The following is a 21,976-nucleotide window of genomic DNA, read 5'->3' on the forward strand; positions in this document are numbered from 1 at the left end:
TCCTTCACGGGATCGGTTTTTGGAGGCTTCTATGGCGGCCATGTCTGACGTGCTGTTGCGGGTTGGGCGCCTGAACTATGTCTGGACCAATACCGAAAGCCTGCTGATCTATGTCATCGCCCACCTTCTGAAAGTGGAGAAGGATGCGGCGATCGTCGTCTTCCTGACGCTGAATACCACCCGCGCCCGCATCGACCTCGTCGAGCGGCTCGCCAAGCTCCACTCCACGCCGCCGGCGGACCGCAAGGCGGTGCTTCAGACGATGGGCCGGCTGAAGCGGGAATCGCGGATGCGCAACAAATACAATCACTGCATCTATTCCTTCGACGACAACGGCCAGATCTCCTCCACCCAGCTGATGCGCCTCGTCGAGGACGACAAGGAAATCCGCTACGGCAAGGTCGAGCAGCTCGATGAAAAAGAGATCCAGGCGCTGGAACACTCGATCGCCGAGATCGTCGCTATCAGCAAATCGCTCTGGGAATTCATCCACGCCAGCGAGCATGCGTCGGCCAACATCTGATCCTATAAACAGCAGGCTTGCCCAACACATCGGCAAGCGCCGGGATTACCCGCTCAGGGCCCCATAACCCGCAAATGTTAGCCCGATTTGATGCCGGTGTTTTATCCGAACGGCATATTTGATGGCCGCCGTTTCCCAATAGAATGCAAGCTCCCGAACTGTGTAAGGGGTGTTGGGAGGGGGCAATGCGCATTGATGTGATCGACACGGACGCTGGATTCGACCAGCTCCGCGAGCAGTGGGACCGGGTCTATCTGCAGGACCCCCACGCACAGCATTTTCTCTCCTGGATCTGGCTCAGATCCTATCTTGCACGGCGGAACCGCTGGTTTGTTCTGGCCTTGCGGGAAAAGCCGGAAGGTTCACCTTACGTCGCCTTCTTTCCGTTACGGGTTCTTACCCAGCATGACGAAAAGACCGGCCTGTTCTTCGACGAGATCGTCATGGCCGGCAATTATTCGGCTGATTATGCCGGGTTTCTCGCTGATCCCGCCTACGAGCGGTTCGCCATCGAAGGCTTCGCGCGCTATCTCAAGCAGCAGAACTGGACGCATCTGAAGGTCGAGTATTTCTATGGATCGCCGGAGCGGCGCAAAGCCTTCCTGCGTGAACTAGAAGGTCCGGACGTGATGTTTCGCGACAGCGCGATCCGCAACGCCGACAATATCGACAACTGCGTCTGCCCCGTCGTCCGGTTGCCTGACAGCTTCGATGGCTATCTCGACAGCAGCATGAGCAGCCAGTCGCGGCAGAAGTTGCGGCGCTTCCTACGCAAACTGGATGGCGGCGAAGAGTTCCGCATCACCATGGCGACCCCGGAGACGATCGATCGCGATCTCGACATCCTCTTCCAGTTCTGGCGGACAAAATGGCTGGCGAAGAAGGGAGTGGAACGGATCGACAAGCTGATCAGCGCGACACGCACTTTGCTGATGGACAGCTTTGCGACCGGCAATCTCGACGTGCCCGTGCTCTGGCATGGCGACCGGCCACTCGGCGTGCTTGCCAACATCGTCGACCGGCAGAAGAAAGCCATCCTGTTCTACATCACCGGCCGCGACGAAGAATGGAAGACGCCCTCGCCCGGCCTTATCCTTCATGGCTACTGCATTCGCCGCGCCATCGCCGACGGTTTTGCGACCTACGATTTCCTGCGTGGCACAGAGCCATACAAATACATGTTCGGTCCAGAGGAGCGGCAACTTTCCTGCACCGTCTTCCGCACGCGAACTGGCCAGAATCTCGGTGGTATCATCAACCGGCGGAGCATCGACTTCGTCTATGAGCGGGCGCTGGAAATGTACCGGCGCGGCGAGAAGGCCTATGCCGAAGTGGCATTCAAGCAGCTTGCGGTTACGGTCCCCGGCCATATCGGCGCCGAATTCGGTCTCGCCAGCCTGGCGTTCGACAAGGGTGAGCTGCACGAGGCCGAGGCAGGTTTCACGGCGCTTGTCGGACGCGTCAAGGACGTGGCGCCCGTCTATCTGAAACTCGGAGAAACGCAGCTGGCGCTCGGCAGCTATGACAACGCGGCGCTCACCTTCGGCAAGATCATCCAGAATGCCCCCTTCGACGCGCAGGCGCATTACAAGCAGGGTGTGGCGCTCGCCGGCGCCGGACGCAAGGAGGAGGCAGCCCGCGTATTCTCAATGATCGAGCGTTACGATTTCGAGGACGCGATGCAACAGACCTATGTCGAAAAGTCACGCGAAGCCCTTCGGCGCATTGTCAGCGAACAGAGGCCCGCTCAGAAGGTCAGGGCAGCCAAGCCAAAGAAAGTCGCGAAGCGGCCGATGCAGCGTCCCGTCCATCTCCAGCTGGAGCGGGAACCGGCGTTCAGTTGACTTACCGCAAGCGGTCGCTTTTTGAACGCGGGAGTTTCCTGCGTCGGCAAGCCGTGATAATCAGCCGCGCATGAACAAGACCTCTTCCCATTCACCCATCCACGTCGTCGGCGGCGGCCTTGCAGGCTCCGAAGCAGCCTGGCAGATCGCCCAGGCCGGCGTACCCGTCATCCTCCACGAGATGCGTGGCGTCCGCGGCACCGACGCCCACAAGACGGACGGCCTTGCCGAGCTCGTCTGTTCCAATTCCTTCCGCTCCGACGACGCCACCAGCAATGCCGTTGGCGTCATCCATGCGGAAATGCGTCTGGCCGGTTCGCTGATCATGGCCTGCGCCGACAAGCATCAGGTACCGGCAGGCGGCGCGCTGGCCGTCGACCGCGACGGCTTTTCGGATGCGGTGACCAAGGCGATCCACGAGCATCCGCTTGTCACCGTGGTGCGCGAGGAAGTCACCGGCCTGCCGCCGAAGGAATGGGATCTGGCGATCGTCGCCACCGGCCCGCTGACGGCGCCGTCGCTCGCGGAGGCCATCCAGGCTGAAACCGGCGCCGACGCGCTGGCCTTCTTCGATGCCATCGCGCCGATCGTCTACCGCGAAAGCATCGACATGGATATCTGCTGGTATCAGTCGCGCTACGACAAGGTCGGCCCCGGTGGTACAGGCAAGGACTATATCAACTGCCCGATGGACGAGGGGCAGTACAACGCCTTCATCGACGCACTGATCGCGGGCGACACCGTCGGCTTCAAGGAATGGGAAGGCACGCCCTATTTCGACGGCTGCCTGCCGATCGAGGTGATGGCCGAGCGTGGCCGCGAAACGCCGCGCCATGGGCCGATGAAGCCGATGGGGCTTACCAACGCCCACAATCCGACTGTCAAGGCCTATGCCGTGGTTCAGCTGCGCCAGGACAATGCGCTCGGCACGCTCTACAATATGGTCGGTTTCCAGACGAAGCTGAAATACGGCGCCCAAGCGGATATCTTCCGGATGATCCCGGGCCTGGAAAATGCCGAATTTGCCCGCCTCGGCGGCTTGCACCGCAACACCTATATCAATTCGCCCACGCTTCTGGACGGCTCTCTGACGCTGAAGTCGCGGCCGGGCCTGCGCTTCGCCGGGCAGATCACCGGCTGCGAAGGCTATGTCGAAAGTGCCAGCGTCGGCCTTCTGGCCGGACGTTTCGCCGCTGCGGAGCGGAAGGGCGAAGAGGTTTCGCTGCCGCCGTCCACGACGGCCCTTGGCTCGCTACTCGGCCACATTACCGGCGGTCATCTCGTCACCGACGAAGAGCCGGGCAAGCGGTCATTCCAGCCGATGAACATCAATTTCGGGCTGTTTCCGGAATTGCAGCCGGGCTCGATCGTCAAGCCTGAGGGCGTCAAGCGCTTCCGCGGCAAGGACAAGACGATCATGAAACGGCAGCTGATCGCCAAGCGGGCGCTAGCCGATTGCGCAGAATGGCTCGGCCAGAGCGTGCCGCTGGCCGAAAGCGCCTGACGGCTTACTGATTGCTGGCTGCCGGCGCATCTGCCGGCGGCAGCACCAGATCGGCATCGGCGACATAATTGCCGAGCAGCCACAGCGAGACCTCGGACGCCTCCTTGGCGGAAACGAATTCGAAGGTGCTGTTCTGATGCGGGTGATCGAGGAACTCGATCACCAATCCTTTGCCTGTCTCCGAGCTTGCAACCCGCACCCTGCCCGGCTGCAGCACATGGCAGGAGAAGTGCCGGTGCATGCTGCGCATGAAGCCGGCCTTGTTGTCGTGCAATCTGACGAACACCACCTGGCCATCGGCCGTCGCCTGCAGCTGGCGGATCGCGTCGTGCGGGAAGGCGCGGTTGAACTCGAGGATCGCGAGACCCATGTCGCGCAGCCCCTCTTCTTCCTTGTTCTGCGACGCCATGCGTGTCGCGACGAAAGCCAGGAGAAACAGGCCAGCGAAAATGATCGACCAGATGATAATGCTCAACGCGGTCTCCAATCCGGAATTGCGGTTGCCGCCTTATAATGCCCGAGGCTTGCGCGAGTTTGAACTCGCCTCAGATTTTCTTGCGCATCAAGGAAAAGGTCATTCCCAGCTGACGGCGCCATTGCGGCTGCTGCAACGGCCGGTCGAACAACCCTGCCCCTGCCCGTTGCGCCCTTGCCAGCACCGGCCCGGCAAGCGTTGCCGGCAGGAAAGCTGGAAAGACGGAGGGCGGGATTGCCGCCTTTTGCGCCTTGGCAAGATGATCGCGGCCGAGCCCGGCAAAGGCTTCGATCGCTGCGGAAATCCGAGTCTTATCGGCGCCTGCGATGAAACTGTCGCGGTCAAGGCCGGTCGCGCTCAGGATCTCCAGCGGAATATAGACCTGGCCGCGGTGGCGGTGCAGCGGCATCAGCAGCAGCATACCTGAAATCGCCTGCGCGACACCCGCATGTCCGGCGGCATCGGCGGATTTCGCCGCGTCCTCCGGCGACAATACCAGGCTCGCGAGCTGGATCAGCGCCGAGGCGGTTTCCCCTGCATAGCCTTCCAGAGACGTGCGGCTCTCCATCGGATCGTCATAGAGGTCGAAGATGCGGGCTTCGATCATGTCGACCAGCGTCTGCCGCGGCAGGCGGTGGGTTTCGATCGCGCTCAGAAGCTCGGCGGCGACGGGATTGGCTTCCGTCGAGCCATGGGCGCTGCCCTCGAGCAGGTCGCGCCAATATTGCATACGCACTTCCCCCGGCAGGGGCTCATGCACGAGATCGCGGATCTTGGCGAGCTCGGCATTGAAGGCATAGAGAGCGACAAGCGCTGCACGCTTGTCCGGCGGCGACAGCAGGCTTGCGAGATAACGGTCCCGGTCGCTGTCGCGCAGCATCGCCAGGCAGATCTCCTGGTTGGTCATTGTCTGCTCGGCCATGGTCAGACCGCGATCAACGCTGCGGCGACGGCCCGCGATTCGGCCAGCATGATATTGTAGGTGCGCACGGCTGCGCCCGTGCTCATCGGATCGGACGAGATGCCACGGGCCTTCAGCGCCTGCTTCAGCTCGGGCGGAAGGCGTTTCAGTTCCGGGCCGGTGCCGACCAGCAGCACTTCGATATCGCCGGCTTCGTCGAGCACGCGGATGAAATTTTCCGGCGAGAGCGGCTTCGTCACGTCCATCTCCCAGCCATAGATGCCCGACGGCAGACAGAGGATAGAGCCGCGATGCGACATGTCGGCGAAGCGGAAGCCGCCGTTTCCATAGCTGTCGATGGGCGCCCGGCCGGGAAAATGTGCCGCGCGGATTTCGATGCCTCTTGCCATGACTTAGACTGTAGCCTTTCCGGGTGCGCCGCCCGCGGTCTCGTTTTCGTCCTCGTCGTCATAGGATTTCGGGCGAAGCCTGAAAAGGATCAGGACCGGCGCAGCAATATAGATGGAGGAAAACGTGCCAACGGCAACACCGAAGAGCATGATGAGCGCGAAGGGACGGATCACTTCGCCGCCAAACAATGTCAGCGCCAGAAGCGCGAGCAGCGTCGTGGCCGCCGTCAGGATGGTGCGCGACAGCGTCTGGTTGATAGAGGCGTCGATGAGGATCGGCAGCGGCATGCGCGTGTAGCGCTTCAGGTTCTCGCGCATGCGGTCGTAGACCACCACGGTGTCGTTCAGCGAGTAGCCGACGATGACAAGCAGCGCGGCAATGCTCGTCAGATTGAACTCGATGCCGGTGACGACGAAGAAGCCGAGCGTCAGGATGACGTCGTGCAGCGTGGCGATGATGGCGCCGATCGCGAACTGCCACTCGAAGCGGATCCAGATATAGATCAGGATCGCAGCCAGCGAGGCAAGAACACCGAGCGTCGCTGTGCGCGCCAATTCACCGGAGACGGCCGGGCCGACGACATCGACGCGGCGGAAATCATATTCGTCCTGCAATTCACTACGGACAAGCGAGATCGCCGATTGTTCGGCGTTGTCACCGCCGCCCTGGGACTGGAGGCGGATCGCGGCGCTGTTCGGATCACGCAGGCGCTTGACCTCGACGTCGCCGAGATTGAGCTCGCTGAGCCGCGAGCGGATATCTTCGAGATCGGCAGGTCCCTGTTTCGAGCGTGCCTCGATCAGCGAGCCACCGGTGAAATCGACACCGAGATGCAGGCCGGATGCGGCAACGCCCAGCATGCAGACCAGCGACAGCGCGGCAAGCGCCGTGAAGCTGTAGCGGCGGATGCCCATGAAGCGGATAGAGGTGCCGTCGAACACGTCGGTGTGCACGCTTTTCGGCAGATGCTTCAAGCGGCGGCGGCGCACCCAGGCCTCGACCAGCGGGCGCGTGAACAGGAATGCGGTGAATGCCGTCGTGACGATGCCGGCCGCCAGCGTTACGGCAAAGCCGCGGATCGCATCGCTGCCGAGATAGAAGAGGATCGCCGACGCGATCAGCGTCGTGATATTGGCGTCGACGACGGTCATGAAGGCGCGCGAATATCCGGCCGAGATCGCCTGATCGAGATGCAGTCCAGCTTTCAACTCTTCGCGGATGCGCTCGTAGATCAGCACGCTGGCATCGACGGCAATGCCGATCATCAGCACGATGCCTGCAACGCCCGGCAGCGTCAGCGGCGCGCCGAGTACGCTGAGAACGGCGATGATCATCAGGACGTTGACGAGCAGCGCGAGGCTGGCGATGACACCGAGCATGCCGTAGAGGCCGATCATCAGCCCGGCAACCAGGACGGCGCCGATGATGCCTGCCAGCAGACCGGCGCGGATCGCGCCGCCGCTGAGCCCCGGATCGATCGTGCGTTCCTCGACGATGGTCAGGCCGGCCGGGAGAGGACCGGAGCGGAGCATCGCTGCCAGATCCTCGGTCTCATCGGGTGCATAGGCGAGTGGAATACGGCTGCTGTCGCCGACCAGAAGCTTGCCGAGTTCAGGAGTTGTCAGCACCTGGTCGTCGAGGAGCACGGCAAGCGTGCGTCCGGCATTCTTCTGGACGAGATCGGCAAAGCGCCTGGACCCGTCGAGATTGAAGTTGAAACTCAGGAACGAGTCGTCGGGCGAATTGCCCGACTCGACGGCAAAGTCGCCGAGATCCGACTGGTGCATGACCTCGGCGCGTTCGACGAGATAGGCGATCGGCGGATCGTCCTGCGAGTAGGCGATCTCGGAACCGGCGGGAACAGTGCCCGCCATGGCATCCTGCGGCGTCACGCTCGCATCGACCAGACGGAAGGTTATCTTGCCCGGCTGACTAAGCAGATCCTTGAAACGCTGCGGATCGCCGAGACCGGGGATCTGCACCGTCAGCCGGTCGCGGCCCTCGGTGGTGATCACAGGATCGGCTCCACCGGCTTCGACGGCGCGGTGCGCGACGATGGCGATCGAGCGTTGCAGGGCCGATGCCAGGTCGCGATCGATCGACTTGCCCGAGATTGCAAGGTTCAGCTGCCCGTCGGCGCTCTTCGTGATCGTGAAATCGGGATCTGCCGATCCGCCCGAGGCGACTGCCAGCGGCGAAAGCAATGATGCGGCCTGGTCGGTCTGCGCGGGATCGGTAATGCGGACCTGGATGGTCTGATCGTTGCCTGCCAGACCGGTATAGCGGATATTCGCGTCGCGGAGCCGCGAACGAACACTGGCGACCGTGTTTTCGAGCCGGTTCTTGACGATATCGGCCCGCTCGATCTTCACCACCAGATGCGCGCCGCCCTCGATATCGAGGCCCGGCGTCAGCGCCTTATGCGGCAGCCATTGCGGCAGTGAAGAAAGCGTGTTGGCGGAGAAGAGATTTGGCGCGGCGGCCAATGCCGCCGCGGCGACGACAAGCCAGATCAGAAATGTTTTCCAACGGGAAAAGTGGTGCATGCTGCCTTTCCGATCCGGCTCGTCTGAAGCCGGTCTTTATGCGGCGTCTGCCTTGACGGGCTCGCCCTTGACGCGGACGTCTGCAATGCCGCTGCGGACGACGCGAACGCGAACGCCATCAGCAATTTCCACTTCCACTTCCTTGTCGTCAACGACCTTCGTGACCTTGCCGACGAGACCGCCGGCAGTAACGACCTGGTCGCCGCGGCGAATGGCGGAAAGCGTCTCAGCGCGCTTCTTGGCCTGGGCGCGCTGCGGACGGATCAGCAGGAAATACCAGACGACCATCAGCGGCACGAACAGGATGATCATTTCGAAGCCGGAGCCGAATGGCGACGCGGCAGTATCCGTTGCGGCCTGGGCAAATGCCGGGGTGATGAACATTGATAAACTCCTCAGCTGCGGGCGGCGAAATTCCGCCTCTCTTTTCAGTGGCCGGACTATAGTTGCGGTAAGAACGAATGCAACAAAAACAGCCGTGAGGCGTACCGAATCCGCCGCCTGATAACCTTTCGGCTGTGGAAAGGCCATGTTACGCCGCCATGAAAGACAAGAGGCGGTTCGCCGCAGTCTATTTTCAGGAGGACATAGCATGGCTGAAGAGATCAACAGCGTCATCCTGCAGGAACTGAAGCGGCTGACGGCAGCCGTCGAGCGGCTTGCCGGGCCCGCCCCTGCCGTGAACGACTGGAATGCCGCGGACTGTTTCGTCTGGTCGCCCGCACGGCAGCATCTGCAACCCGTCGCGCGGCCGAACCGCGTGGCGCTGACGCTCATCCGCGGCGTCGATCACGTGCGCGATATCCTGCATGAAAACACCGTGCGTTTCGCCGACGGCTTTCCGGCCAACAACGTGCTCCTGTGGGGCGCACGCGGCATGGGCAAGTCGTCGCTGGTCAAAGCGGTGCATGAGGATGTCAGGCGCGAAAGCGGCGTTTCGCTGAAGCTGGTCGAGGTTCATCGCGAAGACATCGCCAGCCTGCCTGCCCTTCTCGACCTGATGAAGGATGTGCCGCACCGGATCATCGTTTTCTGCGACGACCTCTCCTTCGATCATGACGACACGGCCTACAAGTCGCTGAAGGCGGCATTGGATGGCGGCGTCGAAGGGCGGCCTGACAATGTGCTGTTCTATGCCACGTCCAACCGCCGCCACCTGCTGCCGCGCCACATGATGGAAAACGAGCAGTCGACGGCGATCAATCCGTCGGAAGCGGTGGAAGAGAAGGTATCGCTGTCGGATCGCTTCGGCTTGTGGCTCGGCTTCCACAAGTGCAGCCAAGAAGACTATCTGACGATGATCGACGGCTATGCCGATCATTTCAAGCTGACGCTCGATCGCGACAAGATGCGCGCCGAGGCCCTGGAATGGGCAACGACGCGCGGCGCGCGCTCCGGCCGTGTCGCCTGGCAGTATATCCAGGATCTTGCCGGCCGCATGCGCATCAATCTTTCCCGCGACTGATTCCGCTGGCCCTCGCCCAAAACGCAAAAAGCCCGGCGCATGGCCGGGCTTTCGCATTTCCCCGTACGCGCTAACTATTCGAGGAAGGTGATCGGGTTGACCGGCGAAGCATCCTTGCGGACTTCGAAGTGGACCTGCGGCTGCTTGACGTTGCCGCTCATGCCGGAGACTGCAACGGTCTGGCCGCGCTGGATCTTCTGGCCGCGGGTAACGCTCAGCGTATCGGCATTGCCGTAAACGGTGACCGTGCCGTCGTCGTGACGGACGAGAACGGTGTTGCCGAGTTCCTTCAGGCCGTTGCCTGCATAGATGACGACGCCGTTTTCAGCAGCCTTGATCGGTGTGCCCTGCGGAACCGAGATATCGATACCGTCGTTGCGGCTGCCGTTGACGTTGGCGCCGTAGGCAGCGATGACCGCACCGCGGACCGGCCAGCGATACTTGCCGATGCCGGTTGCCTCAGGCGCTGCGGAAGCAACATCGGACTTCTTCTCGACTTCATCGACGGTCTGCGTTGCCGCGGGCGCCTTGTAGCCCGCAGGCTGGTTCGACGCGGTCTCGGTTGCGGCAGGCGCGGCAGCCTTCGGCTCTGCGGCCTTGGCCGGGATCGAAGCCGTCTTCATCTGGTCGGTTCCGGCAGAGCCGCCCGGAATAGTCAGCGTCTGGCCGATGCGGATCGAGCTTGCCTGCAGATTGTTGGCCTGCTTGATAGAGTCGACGCTGGCGCCGGTGGCCTTGGCGATCTTGGCGAGCGAGTCACCCTGCTTGACGGTATAGCTTCCGGCGCCGCCGGGAGCCTTGCCGCCGGCCGCTGCAACCTTGCCCATGGCACCGTCAGCGCTGACCTGCGACTTGTCTCGTGCCGTATTGGCGCCCGGCAGAACAGCGACGTTCTGTTCCGGCGCCTTGTAGGGCTCTGGAGCCTTGCCCGGCTTGGAGAGGTCGGCCGTCTGCGAGGCGGCCTTGGCCGCGTTGCTGCCGCCGTTGAAGGTCGGGATCAGGATCGACTGGCCAGGCTTGACGGCCGAAGCGGACTTCATGCCATTCGCACGGAGGATTTCGTTTTCAGGAACACCGTAGCGGCGTGCCAGCACAGCGAGGCTTTCGCCCGGACGAACCGTGACGGACGGAGCGTTAGCTGCAGACCAGCCGGTTGCCTTTGGCGTCGAACCCGTCGTCAGCGTGTCGGGCGCAGCAAGCTTCGGAGCAGCCTGCAGCTTGCGCGGCGCGGAAGCCTGCGATGCCGGGAACGGCTGAGCCAGTGCTTCCTGGCGTTCGCGGGATGCGACGGGAGCAGCTGCGCCCGGTGCCGAGAGCTCGGAACGCTGAACCGTGACCGGCGCCGATGCGATGCGGGCATTGGAGCGGATCGCGCCAGTCGAAGCCGGGTAAGGCTGATTGTACGACTGATTGCCGTAGGACTGATTGTTGCTGCCGTAGGCCGGCTGCATGGCGCCACCGCCCTGCATGTCGCCCTGCGGTACGGGATCGCCCTGCAGTCCGCTCATGCTGCGGCGCGGGACCGAACCCGTTGCCATCTGATCCTGACCGGAGCCAAAAAGACCACCGCTGAAGCGCGAAACATCTGAACTGCAGCCTGTCGCTGCACTCGCCAACAAGGCGACGGCCAGAAGATTGAAGGCCGATTTTCCGAACTTTGGCGATACACAAAAACTCATGATACGACCCACTCACAACGCAACCATTTGTGGGAGTATTAAAGCGCGTTAGTATTACCACGCGGTTAAAGCGCTGGAATTGGAGCAGTTTTTTAGAGGAATTGATAACCATAGTCTTGCGGGTGAAAAATCGCACCCCGCGAAAGCGGCGCGAAATGCGCGCAGATCAGAGCTGCGAAGCGACCCGCGGAACGATCGGCAGATAGGGAACGGTGAAGAGTTCCTCGCGCTCGAAGCGGCTGCCGGTTTTCGTCAGCCGCACCATCCGGCACTCCTCGTCCGATATCATCAGCGGCGCGATCATCGATCCGCCGGAAACCAGCTGATCGGTATAGACGCGCGGCATCGATGCGAACGCGGCGGTCACGAGAATGCGGTCGAAGGTGCCCTCGCCCTGCAGGCCGTTGCTGCCATCGGCCTGGCGGACGATGATGTTGCGCAGGCTGAGCTGATCCATGCGCTTCTGCGCATTAACCACCAGCGTCTTGTAGCGGTCGATGGTCAGAACCCGTTCGGCAATCCGGCCCATGACGGCGGCCATGAAGCCGCTGCCTGTGCCGACCTCGAGAACGCGCTGGCCGGGCTTGACCTTCAGATGATGGAGAATGCGGACGGCAAGATCGACGCCTTCAAGAAACGAGCCGCACTCGATAGGGATCGTCCGTGTTGAATAGGCCTCATCGGCAAACTGCGCCGGAACGAAGCGCGAGCGCGGCGTCTGCTCGACCGCCGTCAGAAGATCGATATCGGAAATACCTTGGGCCCGCAGCCTCAGGACGAGAGCCGCAAAACCTTCCTTCTCGACCAACTGTGACGTCAATGCCTGCTTACTCCGTAACCGAAAGCGCCCGCTCGACGCGGTCCTTCACGGAATAATCAGTCAGATCCAGTTTCAAAGGTGTTACCGAAATCTTATTATGCTTCAAAGCGTGGATATCGGTGCCTTCGGCGAAGGCGCCGGCGCGCTCGCCGAACTTCAGCCAGTAGTAGGGAAAGCCCCGGCCATCCGAGCGGGCGTCGACCTGCAGGTTGAAGGCGAGCTTGCCCTGTGCGGTAACCTCGACCCCATTGACGTCCTCAGGACGGCAGTTCGGGAAGTTCAGGTTGAGGAAGGTGCCCTCGGGCAGATCGACATTCATCAGCTTCTGCAGCAGCGCTGGTGCATGCGCCTCGCAGACCTCCCACGGCACGATACGGGCACCGTCCGCATAGACATAGGCCTGGCTGAGCGCGAAGGAGCGTACGCCCTGCATCGTGCCCTCGATGGCGCCGGCAATGGTGCCGGAATAGGTCACGTCATCGGCGACGTTGGAGCCGGAATTGACGCCGGACAGGATGAGATCCGGCTTGATGTCCATAACCTGCTTGACGCCCATGATGACACAATCGGTCGGTGTGCCGCGCAGCGCGAAGTGCTTGTCGGAAACCTTGCGCAGGCGCAGCGGCTCCGACAGACTCAGCGAATGGGCAAGACCGCTCTGATCGGTCTCGGGTGCCACGATCCAGACGTCGTCGGAGAGAGTGCGCGCAATCCGCTCAAGGGCTGCGAGGCCTTCGGCATAAATGCCATCGTCATTGGTGAGCAGAATGCGCATGGTCTCAGGCCGCCCGTTCGATCTTCTTCAAGCCGCCCATATAGGGCAGCAGCACATCGGGGATAGTCACCGAGCCGTCTTCGTTCAGGTAGTTTTCCAGAACGGCGATCAGGCAGCGGCCGACGGCGGTACCCGAGCCGTTCAGCGTGTGAACGAACCTGGTGCCCTTCTCGCCCTTGACGCGGTAGCGCGCATCCATGCGCCGTCCCTGGAAATCGCCGCAGACCGAGCAGGAGGAGATTTCGCGGAAGGTGTTCTGTCCCGGCAGCCAGACTTCCAGATCGTAAGTCTTGCGGGCGCCGAAACCCATGTCGCCGGTGCAGAGCGTCATGGTGCGGAAATGCAGGCCGAGGCGCTTCAGCACCTCTTCGGCACAGGCGGTCATCCGCTCGTGCTCGGCGACCGCGCTTTCCGCGTCGGTGATCGATACGAGCTCGCACTTCCAGAACTGGTGCTGGCGCAGCATGCCGCGGGTATCGCGGCCGGCGGAGCCCGCTTCCGAGCGGAAGGACGGGGTCAGCGCCGTGAAGCGCAGCGGCAGCTTTTCCTGCTCGAGGATTTCGGCAGAGACGAGATTGGTGAGCGTCACCTCAGCCGTCGGGATCAGCCAGCGCCCATCCGTCGTCTTAAAGAGGTCGTCGGCGAATTTCGGAAGCTGGCCCGTGCCGAACATCGCCTCGTCGCGTACCATCAGCGGCGACGACACCTCGGTGTAGCCGTGCTCGCCGGTATGCAGGTCGATCATGAACTGGCCGAGCGCCCGCTCCAAACGCGCCAGCGGGCCGGTCAGGACCGTGAAACGCGAGCCGGAAAGCTTGGTCGCGCGGTCGAAATCCATGTAGCCGAGCGCTTCGCCGATTTCGAAATGCTCTTTCGGCGTATGGTTCCAGCGCGGCTTTTCGCCGATCGTGCGCGTGACGACATTGCCGCTCTCGTCGGCGCCGACGGGGACGTCGTCGAACGGGATATTCGGGATGCGCGACAGCGCGTCGTTGAGCTCGGCGGTGAACTGGCGCTCGTCGTCTTCGGCAGCCGGCAGTGTCACCTTGATGTCGGCGACTTCGGCCTTCAGCTTCTCGGCAAGCTCGGTGTTTTTCTGCGCGATCGCCGCGCCGATCTCCTTCGAGGCGGTGTTGCGGCGTGACAGCAGGTCCTGCGCCTTCTGCACGGCGGAGCGGCGCTTCTCATCGAGGGCTACGAGGGACTGGGCCAACGCGTCCGCACCACGCTTTGCAAGCGCGGCGTCTAGAGCCTCGGGGTTCTCACGGATCCATTTGATATCGAGCATTGTCGTTCCGGGTCGTTACAAAACAGGAACCGGCCGGAGCCTGACCTGGCTGCGGCCGGAAGATACGGAAGCGTACGGGAAGAGATTGCGAAGCCGCTCAGACGCTGTCCGTGTTGGCAACATCCGCGGATCGTTCCGCCTCTTCGACCGACTGCCGCGCACGCTGGCGCTCGACGAGTCGAGCCGCGTGGATTGCAATCTCGTAGAGAAGGATCGTCGGCAGTGCAAGACCGATCTGGGACATCGGATCGGGCGGCGTCAGAACCGCAGCGACGATGAAGGCCATGACGATCGCGAACTTGCGCTTTTCGGCAAGCCACTGCGAGGTGAGCAGGCCGACGCGGGCGAGCAGCGTGGTAATGACGGGGAGCTGAAAGACCAGGCCGAAGGATAGCACCAGCGTCATGATCAGGCTCAGATATTCCGAGACCTTCGGCAGCAGCGAGATGGCGACGTCGCCATGGCCCGGCGTCTGCTGCATGGCCAGAAAGAACCACATGACCATAGGCGTGAAGAAGAAATAGACGAGTGCGGCGCCGAGCAGGAAGAGGATTGGCGAGGCGATCAGGAACGGCAGGAAGGCCGCGCGCTCGTTCTTGTAGAGGCCGGGCGCCACGAACTTGTAGATTTGCGCGGCGATGATCGGGAATGCGATCACCACGCCGCCGAACATGGCGACCTTCACCTGCGTGAAGAAGAATTCCTGCGGCGCCGTGTAGATCAGCTGCGCCTTGTCGACATCCATGCCCGCCCAGATGACGGCGAGCTTGTAGGGATAGACGAGGTAGTTGAAGAGATGCTTGGCAAAGAAGAAGCAGACGATGAAGGCGATGAAAAACGCGCCGATCGACCACATCAGCCGCCTGCGCAGCTCCATGAGGTGCTCGATCAAGGGCTGCGGCTTGTCTTCGATATCGCCGCTCATGCCTCATCCTTTTTCGTTGCCGCTGCCTTCTTCGGAGCAGCTGCGGTCTTCTTTGCTGGTGTGGCCTTTGCGGCCACGGTCTTGGCAGGCGCCTTTGCTGGGGCCGCCTTGGCGGCCGCAGTCTTTGCCGGAGCGGCAGAGGCCTTGGCAGCCGGTGCAGGCTTTGCCTCGGCCGCGGGAGCGGCAGCCACGGGCTCAACCTTTGCAGCAGCCACGGCACGCGGTTTGCGCACAGCCTTCTGCTTTTCAACGGTCGCGGCAACAGCCGGCTCGGGCAGCGGCGCCACGATCGGCGGCGTTTCCGGCAGGCTCATCGACGGTTCCGGGACGCTGACAGGAGGCACTTCGGTCTTGTTCTCGACCTTGGTGGCGCTCTGCAGGTCTGCCTTGATGTCGTTGCCCATCTGGCGCAGCGGGTTCATCGCATCGCGCAGCGTATTGGCCGGGTTCAGACGCTGGGCGTCGGCAAGTGTCTGACGCACCTCGTCGAGATCCGCCTCACGCAGCGCCTCGTCGAACTGTGCGCGGAATTCACCGGCTACCTTCTTGGCGCGCTGGGTCATCTTCCCGAACGCACGCAGCATCGGCGGCAGGTCCTTCGGACCGACCACAACAATCAACACGACCGCGATGACGAGCAGCTCGGTCCAGCCAATATCGAACATTCAAGGCTCCTGGATGGGAAGCGGGGCAAGCCACCCGTTTCCGGACTGGTTACTTCGTTTCGTCGGCCTTGTGATCGACGGTCTTGCCGTCAACCGGCGCGTCCTCGTCGTTCATGCCCTTCTTGAAGCTCTTGATGCCCTTGGCGACGTCGCCCATCAATTCCGGGATCTTGCCGCGACCGAACAACAACAGCACGATGACCAGAACGATCAACCAGTGCCACATGCTAAAAGAACCCATTACGCATACTCCCTGTTGCGATGTCTCTTCGATGTAAGAGTTTCCGCCATCGTTTCCAACACCAAAATTCCCCTTGGATTGACGCTTAATGTCACGGCTTCGGCCATTGTGACAAGTCATTGCGCCATCGAATTATGGTGATCACTATTGTTTTCGCCCTCGGTGTCAAAACAAAGACCAGCAACCGTTAATCTTCGGAGGCGCCGCCGGGGGCAAGAAGCCCCAATTCCTCCAGATCCATCTGGGTGATCGGGTCCTCATCCTCCGTCAGTTCGTCGCTCATCAGCGGTGACGGGATGTTGAAATTCGCCGGGATACGGCCAGAGAGCAGCCCTGCCCCCTTGAGCTCTTCGATACCCGGCAGATCGCGCAGTTCCTCAAGGCCGAAATGGTCGAGAAAGTCCCGCGTAGTGCCGAGCGTGACGGGGCGGCCGGGGGTGCGGCGGCGACCGCGGAAACGAACCCATCCAGCCTCCATCAGCACATCGAGCGTGCCGCGCGACGTCTGGACACCTCTGATGTCCTCGATCTCGGCGCGCGTCACCGGCTGATGATAGGCGATGATCGCCAGGACCTCGAGCGCGGCCCGCGAAAGTTTCTTCGCCTCGTTCTCATCACGGCGGATCACAAATGAGAGATCGGCGGCCGTGCGGAAGGCCCAGGCGTCGTCGACCTGCACCAGATTGACGCCGCGCGGCGCATATTGCTCCTTCAACCGGAGCATGATGGCGCGGACATTGAAGTGCTTGGCAATACGATCGGCGATGAAGGCCTCGGAAACGGGCTGCGACGAGGCGAAGACCAGCGCCTCGGCGATACGCTCTGCCTCAAGCTCCGCCTGGAAATCCCGGCTTTCAACGCCCTCGCCTTCCTCTCCGCCGACATCGCCCTCAGGATCGATCACAGTGGCGTCTCCTGCTCGATAACTTGCAATGTGGCGTGCTTCGGTCCGCGGCGCATGTAGAGTGGTTCAAAGGCGCCCTCCTGGCGGATTTCGAGCTTGCCCTCGCGCACCAGCTCCAGCGACGCCGCAAAGGCGCTGGCGATTGCCGTGACGCGTTCTTCCGGCGAGGTCATGTAGCGCAGCAGATAGTGCTCCAGCGCCGTCCAGTCGGAGACATCGCCGATCATCCGGGTCAAGAGCTCGCGCGCTTCGGTCAGCGACCAGACAGTGCGCCGGGCTATCGTGACCTGCGTCACCGCCTGGCGCTGTCGCAGCGATGCATAGGCGGTCAGGAGATCATAGAGGCTGGCATCGTAGGCGGACCGGTGGCGGTCCGGGATATGTTCCGGCGCGCCGCGGGCGAAGATATCGCGGCCGAGACGGTTGCGGTTGACGAGACCGCTGGCGGCCTCACGCATCGCTTCCAGGCGTTTCAGGCGGAAGGCGAGCGTTGCCGCCATCTCCTCGCCCGACGGGCCATCGTCCTTGATCTGCTGCGGGATCAGGAGGCGCGATTTCAGATAGGCAAGCCAGGCCGCCATGACGAGGTAATCGGCGGCCAGTTCGATGCGGATGCGGCGGGCGCTGTCGACAAACAGCAGATACTGCTCGGCAAGCGCGAGAACCGAAATCCGCGACAGATCGACCTTCTGATTGCGGGCGAGATAGAGCAGCAGGTCCAACGGGCCCTCGAAGCCCGCGACGTCGATCACCAGCGCCGGCTCGTGGGTGGCGCGTTCGGCCCCGTTATCCTGCCATAGCTTGTCCATCGGCGTTGCTGACGACGGCGACCGCTCGGGACCCTTGACTACGTTCAACTCTGCCTCGCTTCCAGTTTTCAGACGGTGGCGAACATCGCATCGAATTCACTGCGGATTGCCGCTTCTTCGGATTGGTCGGGTTTCGGCATGCCGGCTAGGACCGCTTCGGCGCGCTTCAGCGAAGCGTCCGACAGGACCGGCACGTTGGCGACCACCTGAAGCATCTCGTCCATGTGGCCGTTGCAATGCAGCACGATATCGCATCCGCCTGCAATGATATTCGCGGCGCGCTCGCCGATCGTGCCGGCCAGCGCATTCATCGATGTATCATCGGAAAGCAACAGGCCGTTGAAGCCGATGTGGCTGCGGATGACGCCGTCGATCACCTTGCGGGACGTGGTTGCCGGATTGGCATCGTCGATCGCCGTGAAGACGACATGGCAGGTCATCGCCGCGAGTTCATCCTTCATGGCGATGAAGGGCGGGAAGTCGTGGGCTTCGAGCTCCTCGCGCGAAACGGTGACGACAGGCAGCTCATGATGGGAATCGGCGAAGCCGCGGCCGTGACCAGGCATATGCTTCATCACCGGCAATACGCCGCCGGCCTTCAAACCATCGCTGGCAGCACGGCCCATCGCGGTCACCGTCTGGGGATCGCCGCCATAGGCGCGGTTGCCGATGACATTGCTGCTGCCTTCGACCGGCACGTCGAGCACCGGCAGGCAATCGACATTGATGCCGAACTTCAGAAGATCGAACGCGTGCAGGCGCGACATCAGCCAGGCGGCGCGAAGCCCCTGCTCCCGATCCTGGCGATAGATGTCGCCGAGCGCCTGACCGGATGGATAGTGCTGCAGGATCGGCGGACGGATGCGCTGGACGCGGCCGCCCTCCTGGTCGATCAGCACAGGCGCATGCCAGCCGACGCTTTCGCGCATCTCGGCGACGAGATCGGCGATCTGCTGCGGCTCGGAGATGTTGCGTCCAAAAAGAATGAAGCCCCAGGGGCGCTCGGCCCTGTAGAAGGCCTTTTCTTCCGGGGTCAGTGACAGGCCGCTACAGCCCAGGATCATCGCTTTTGATTCGGTCATACCCGAATCATAGAGGTGCTGAGGCGAATTGCGATAGAGGTCAACAGGCATTCACAGGAAAGGCTGGGCAAAACGAAAGCGGCGGGACCATGCCCGCCGCCTTGAATGCGTGTGATCGTGCTTACTTCGAGATCAGGCATGTGCCGCCAGCGGCACGATACTTTTCGCAAAGCGCTGCGGCTTCGTCCTTCGAGCCGGCCGGGATACGGACGCGGTAGAAGGTGCCCTTGCCGGCGATATCGGCCTTGCGGATTTCGAAGCTGCGGCCAGCCAGAACACTGCCAAACTTCTTCGAGAGGCTTGCGTAGGACTTGTTGGCTTCGGCCTCTGAGGGCAGCGATGCGATCTGGACACCGTAGCCGCCGGAAGGCGCTGAAGCCTGCGGCTGGGTGGCTGCGGGCGCCACAGAGGCAACCTCGGCCGGCTTCGGCGGCTGAGGAGCAGCAGCGGCTGCAGGCTTGGCAGCCGGGCGGACTGCCGGGACCGGAGCAGCATCTGCAGGCTTTGCCGCAGCCTGGGGCTCGACCTGCGTCGACTGAACCTGACGGACCGGCGGCTCGACATTAGCAGGGTTGCTCGCGGCAACCTTGGCAAGGACCGATTCGGACGCACCAGCCTGGGCAGGCGGCGTTGCCGTGTTCTCGACCGGGGTGGAGCGGATGTCGGCAGAAGCGACTTCGGTGCTGGCCGGGAAGCTGGCAGCCGAGCCGTTCGGCGTGATGGTGGTCGTCTTGACCTGTTTGACAACAGGCGCATCGACGGGTGCTTCGTCCTCACGGGCTACCAGAGTCCCGTCAGGCTTGACGATCATCGTGCGGACTTTGCGCGGCGAAACGGCCGGGACGCGGTCTGCGTCGCCGTCATTTGCTGCCTGCTCCGGCTGATTTTGGTCCGGAAGAAGACGCGGATCCTGCGTATCGCTGACCGGGGTGCTCATCGCCTGGTCGGTGACATCGCCGTCATTGTCTTCAGGGGCAATCTCAGGCGTCAGTGTGCGCTGAACGACGTCGACAGGTTCCTCATCCGAGGACACCAGGGCCGTCTGCTTCGGCGTCTCGGTGGCGCCAGCGACACGGTCGTAAACGGCCTTGTCCTGGTTCGGAACGGTCTTGCCGCCCGGATTGTCAGGAACGACCTTAACAGGTTCCTTGTCGGCGGAAATGATGCGCGGCTCGCCCGAGCCACCGGCAATGCCTGAGTCGGCTACGACCGTGTACAGACCGTAGGCACCGCCTGCGAAAACCACCACCATGGCAGCGGCGGCAAGCATGCGCTTCATCGAGCGGGCGCGGTGCATGTCTTCGGCTGCGCCTGCGGACTGAATGTGGACTTCCGCGAGCTGCTCGGTGCGCTGCACCGGCTCGCGCATGCTGCGGCGAAGGTCTTCCTCAAGCGCGCGCTCCAGATCGTCAAGACCGGCAACGGCAGGTGCTGCGGCAGGCTTCACGGCGGCAGGAGTAGCGGCCGGCGGCGCCCAGGCGGGAGCAGCGGCAGGTGCACGCTCTGCAGACTTCATCGGCTCAAAGAGGCTGGCAATCTCGGCGTCGACGTCGAAATCGAAATCAGAAGTCTGCGCGACAGGCTTGTGCTGTTCGACAGGCGGCAGCGCCGGAACATGCATCTCTTCGACAGCCTCCGGATGCCCATCGGCATCGGCAATCATCGACGGATCGAAAGGCAGTTCTTCAACGGGCTCAGGTGCGGCTGCCTGCACGGGAGCGGTCCGCTGCGGCGCCGGGGTAAAGACAGAGGCAGCAGGCACATAGGAAACAGGCGCAGGCGTATAGGCAGGCTGCGCCACCGGACGCGGCGCCTCATCAAGCACAGGCGCGGGTGCAATCGGACGCGCGGCGGCAACAGGTACCGGAACGAATGCGGCAGCAGGCGCGGCCACCGGTGCCGGAGCAGCAGCGACCGGCTCGGGCAGCGGCTTCACGGGTTCGGCGAAATCAAGATCAGCGAGTTCCAGTTCGATGCCCTCGAGATCGAGCTCGAAGTCATGACCGGCAAACGGGTCTTCCTCTTCCGGAGCAGCCGGCTTGGCAGCAACGGGAGCAAAGGCCTGAACCGGCTCGGCATGGCGAACGGGAGCAGCTTCGACGGGCACCTCATGATGAACCGGCTCGGCAGCGCGCTGCGGGACCGGGTAGCGGGAGACGTCGGCCAGCAGATTATCGATATCGAACGCCGTGGCCGCATCCTGCGGCAAAGCTTCGGTCAGCGCGGCATCCGATGCCACGACGCCATCCTTGGCGGCGGCGGCTAGATCGAAACCGGCATCGTGCGAAACGGGTTCAGCGTAGGCTTCGACGGCTGCCGCTTCGGCGACCGGCTCGTGCTGTGGCAATTCGGCGACTTCGTGGCGATCGATCTCGGCCGGAAAACCACCGGAAACCGGCAGAAACTCATCGGCGACATCGAGAGCTGCAAGTTCGTGAATTGCAGCTTCGGATGGAATGGTCTCGACCACCTGCGGCGCGGCGGCAACGGGCGCAGCGGCGACCGGCTCGGGCACCATGGCGACAGGAGCCGCCGGTGCTTCACGGCGAGCCGTGTGGAAATTGGCAAGCGGCAGCTTGATGCTGGCAGCCGACCACTGCGGCGCCTTCTGAGCCGGTGCCACCGGCTGAACAGCAGCCGCCGCACCGATCGACATTTCAAGCTCTTCGATCAGATCACGGGCGCCGTTCGACACTGGCTCGGACTGCTGCGCAGTCCAATCCGCCGAAGCAAAGGCTCCCGCAGCATTCCAGGCGGAAGCGGCTGCCGGCTCGGCATGGACGACCGGCTCAGGCTCTACGGCCTGTGTCTCGTAATAGGTCGGCTCCGGCTCGACCTGAGAAGTCTGCTCGTAAGTGACGGGCTCGTAGGCCGCGACCGGCTCGGCCGGATGGTCGACAACATCCGGTGCGCGCGGTTCGTCATAGCTCTCGAATTCCCGCAGCAGCTCGTCTTCGAGATCGAAGGCGGGCTCCTGCCGGACCGGCTCTGAAACAGTATTGGCGGCTACCCGCGGCTCGAAGCCAACGATGCGCGCGAGTTCCGCAAGCGGATCGTTTTCATCGAACAGCTCCGTCTTCTGTCGCGCGTCATACGCAAGTTGTTTGTCTGCCATACCC

At 62.7% G+C, this 21,976-nt stretch carries 20 protein-coding genes; 4 read left to right on the top strand and 16 right to left on the bottom strand.

The window, feature by feature from the left end; translation table 11 throughout:
- The first annotated feature begins 31 nt into the window (after positions 1 to 31).
- The 3 genes from AC1DIJ_RS24275 to trmFO all read left to right on the top strand — a co-directional run bounded on the left by AC1DIJ_RS24275 (position 32) and on the right by trmFO (position 3,871).
- Positions 32 to 523 (top strand): hypothetical protein, encoded by a 492-nt coding sequence (locus tag AC1DIJ_RS24275; protein ID WP_112387985.1) that lies wholly within the window; start codon positions 32 to 34, stop codon positions 521 to 523.
- Between the two features lie 185 nt (positions 524 to 708).
- Positions 709 to 2,367 (top strand): GNAT family N-acetyltransferase, encoded by a 1,659-nt coding sequence (locus AC1DIJ_RS24280; protein ID WP_112387984.1) that lies wholly within the window; start codon positions 709 to 711, stop codon positions 2,365 to 2,367.
- Between the two features lie 70 nt (positions 2,368 to 2,437).
- On the top strand, positions 2,438 to 3,871 hold the full coding sequence (gene trmFO / locus AC1DIJ_RS24285; RefSeq protein WP_112387983.1) for a methylenetetrahydrofolate--tRNA-(uracil(54)-C(5))-methyltransferase (FADH(2)-oxidizing) TrmFO: 1,434 nt from the start codon (positions 2,438 to 2,440) through the stop codon (positions 3,869 to 3,871).
- A gap of 4 nt (positions 3,872 to 3,875) precedes the next feature.
- Here trmFO and AC1DIJ_RS24290 read toward each other — a convergent pair whose 3' ends face one another.
- The 5 genes from AC1DIJ_RS24290 to yajC form a co-directional block, all read right to left on the bottom strand.
- A complete protein-coding gene (locus AC1DIJ_RS24290; protein WP_112387982.1) occupies positions 3,876 to 4,346 on the bottom strand; it encodes a hypothetical protein in 471 nt (156 codons plus the stop codon).
- A 70-nt stretch (positions 4,347 to 4,416) separates the two neighbouring features.
- The gene (locus AC1DIJ_RS24295; protein WP_112387981.1) at positions 4,417 to 5,268 is read right to left on the bottom strand and encodes a phytoene/squalene synthase family protein; all 852 of its coding nucleotides are present in this window, start codon (positions 5,266 to 5,268) and stop codon (positions 4,417 to 4,419) included.
- A 2-nt stretch (positions 5,269 to 5,270) separates the two neighbouring features.
- On the bottom strand, positions 5,271 to 5,657 hold the full coding sequence (locus AC1DIJ_RS24300; protein ID WP_112387980.1) for an Mth938-like domain-containing protein: 387 nt from the start codon (positions 5,655 to 5,657) through the stop codon (positions 5,271 to 5,273).
- 3 nt (positions 5,658 to 5,660) lie between these two features.
- Entirely contained in the window at positions 5,661 to 8,204 is a 2,544-nt protein-coding gene (gene secDF / locus AC1DIJ_RS24305) for a protein translocase subunit SecDF (protein WP_112387979.1), read from the bottom strand.
- 36 nt (positions 8,205 to 8,240) lie between these two features.
- Positions 8,241 to 8,588, bottom strand: coding sequence for a preprotein translocase subunit YajC (gene yajC, locus AC1DIJ_RS24310; protein WP_112387978.1), 348 nt, complete (start codon positions 8,586 to 8,588; stop codon positions 8,241 to 8,243).
- Between the two features lie 208 nt (positions 8,589 to 8,796).
- On the opposite strand from yajC, the gene AC1DIJ_RS24315 reads away from it, so the two are divergent.
- Positions 8,797 to 9,669: an ATP-binding protein gene (locus tag AC1DIJ_RS24315; protein WP_112387977.1), complete on the top strand. Its 873-nt coding sequence runs from the start codon at positions 8,797 to 8,799 to the stop codon at positions 9,667 to 9,669.
- A gap of 74 nt (positions 9,670 to 9,743) precedes the next feature.
- Here AC1DIJ_RS24315 and AC1DIJ_RS24320 read toward each other — a convergent pair whose 3' ends face one another.
- The 11 genes from AC1DIJ_RS24320 to AC1DIJ_RS24370 all read right to left on the bottom strand — a co-directional run bounded on the left by AC1DIJ_RS24320 (position 9,744) and on the right by AC1DIJ_RS24370 (position 21,972).
- Positions 9,744 to 11,348: a peptidoglycan DD-metalloendopeptidase family protein gene (locus AC1DIJ_RS24320; RefSeq protein ID WP_112445167.1), complete on the bottom strand. Its 1,605-nt coding sequence runs from the start codon at positions 11,346 to 11,348 to the stop codon at positions 9,744 to 9,746.
- A gap of 166 nt (positions 11,349 to 11,514) precedes the next feature.
- Positions 11,515 to 12,168, bottom strand: a complete 654-nt coding sequence (locus AC1DIJ_RS24325) for a protein-L-isoaspartate(D-aspartate) O-methyltransferase (protein ID WP_112387975.1) — start codon at positions 12,166 to 12,168, stop codon at positions 11,515 to 11,517.
- 7 nt (positions 12,169 to 12,175) lie between these two features.
- Positions 12,176 to 12,943: a 5'/3'-nucleotidase SurE gene (gene surE / locus AC1DIJ_RS24330; RefSeq protein WP_112387974.1), complete on the bottom strand. Its 768-nt coding sequence runs from the start codon at positions 12,941 to 12,943 to the stop codon at positions 12,176 to 12,178.
- Between the two features lie 4 nt (positions 12,944 to 12,947).
- On the bottom strand, positions 12,948 to 14,231 hold the full coding sequence (gene serS / locus AC1DIJ_RS24335; RefSeq protein WP_112387973.1) for a serine--tRNA ligase: 1,284 nt from the start codon (positions 14,229 to 14,231) through the stop codon (positions 12,948 to 12,950).
- A gap of 97 nt (positions 14,232 to 14,328) precedes the next feature.
- On the bottom strand, positions 14,329 to 15,156 hold the full coding sequence (gene tatC, locus AC1DIJ_RS24340) for a twin-arginine translocase subunit TatC (protein WP_112387972.1): 828 nt from the start codon (positions 15,154 to 15,156) through the stop codon (positions 14,329 to 14,331).
- Positions 15,153 to 15,821 carry a Sec-independent protein translocase protein TatB gene (tatB, locus tag AC1DIJ_RS24345; RefSeq protein ID WP_112387971.1) on the bottom strand — a complete coding sequence of 223 codons (669 nt, stop codon included), beginning with the start codon at positions 15,819 to 15,821 and terminating at the stop codon, positions 15,153 to 15,155. Before tatB ends, tatC begins: the two co-directional genes overlap by 4 nt.
- 49 nt (positions 15,822 to 15,870) lie before the next feature.
- Positions 15,871 to 16,062 (bottom strand): twin-arginine translocase TatA/TatE family subunit, encoded by a 192-nt coding sequence (locus tag AC1DIJ_RS24350; protein ID WP_112387970.1) that lies wholly within the window; start codon positions 16,060 to 16,062, stop codon positions 15,871 to 15,873.
- Positions 16,063 to 16,249: 187 nt separating this feature from the next.
- A complete protein-coding gene (gene scpB, locus AC1DIJ_RS24355; RefSeq protein WP_112387969.1) occupies positions 16,250 to 16,966 on the bottom strand; it encodes an SMC-Scp complex subunit ScpB in 717 nt (238 codons plus the stop codon).
- A complete protein-coding gene (locus tag AC1DIJ_RS24360) occupies positions 16,963 to 17,823 on the bottom strand; it encodes a segregation and condensation protein A (protein WP_112387968.1) in 861 nt (286 codons plus the stop codon). The genes scpB and AC1DIJ_RS24360 overlap by 4 nt, the downstream gene beginning before the upstream one ends.
- 20 nt (positions 17,824 to 17,843) lie before the next feature.
- Entirely contained in the window at positions 17,844 to 18,857 is a 1,014-nt protein-coding gene (gene nagZ / locus AC1DIJ_RS24365) for a beta-N-acetylhexosaminidase (RefSeq protein ID WP_112388162.1), read from the bottom strand.
- Positions 18,858 to 18,978: 121 nt separating this feature from the next.
- Entirely contained in the window at positions 18,979 to 21,972 is a 2,994-nt protein-coding gene (locus AC1DIJ_RS24370; protein WP_112387967.1) for an SPOR domain-containing protein, read from the bottom strand.
- Positions 21,973 to 21,976: the final 4 nt, after the last annotated feature.

The organism is Rhizobium sp. 10N427, assembly GCF_056394605.1.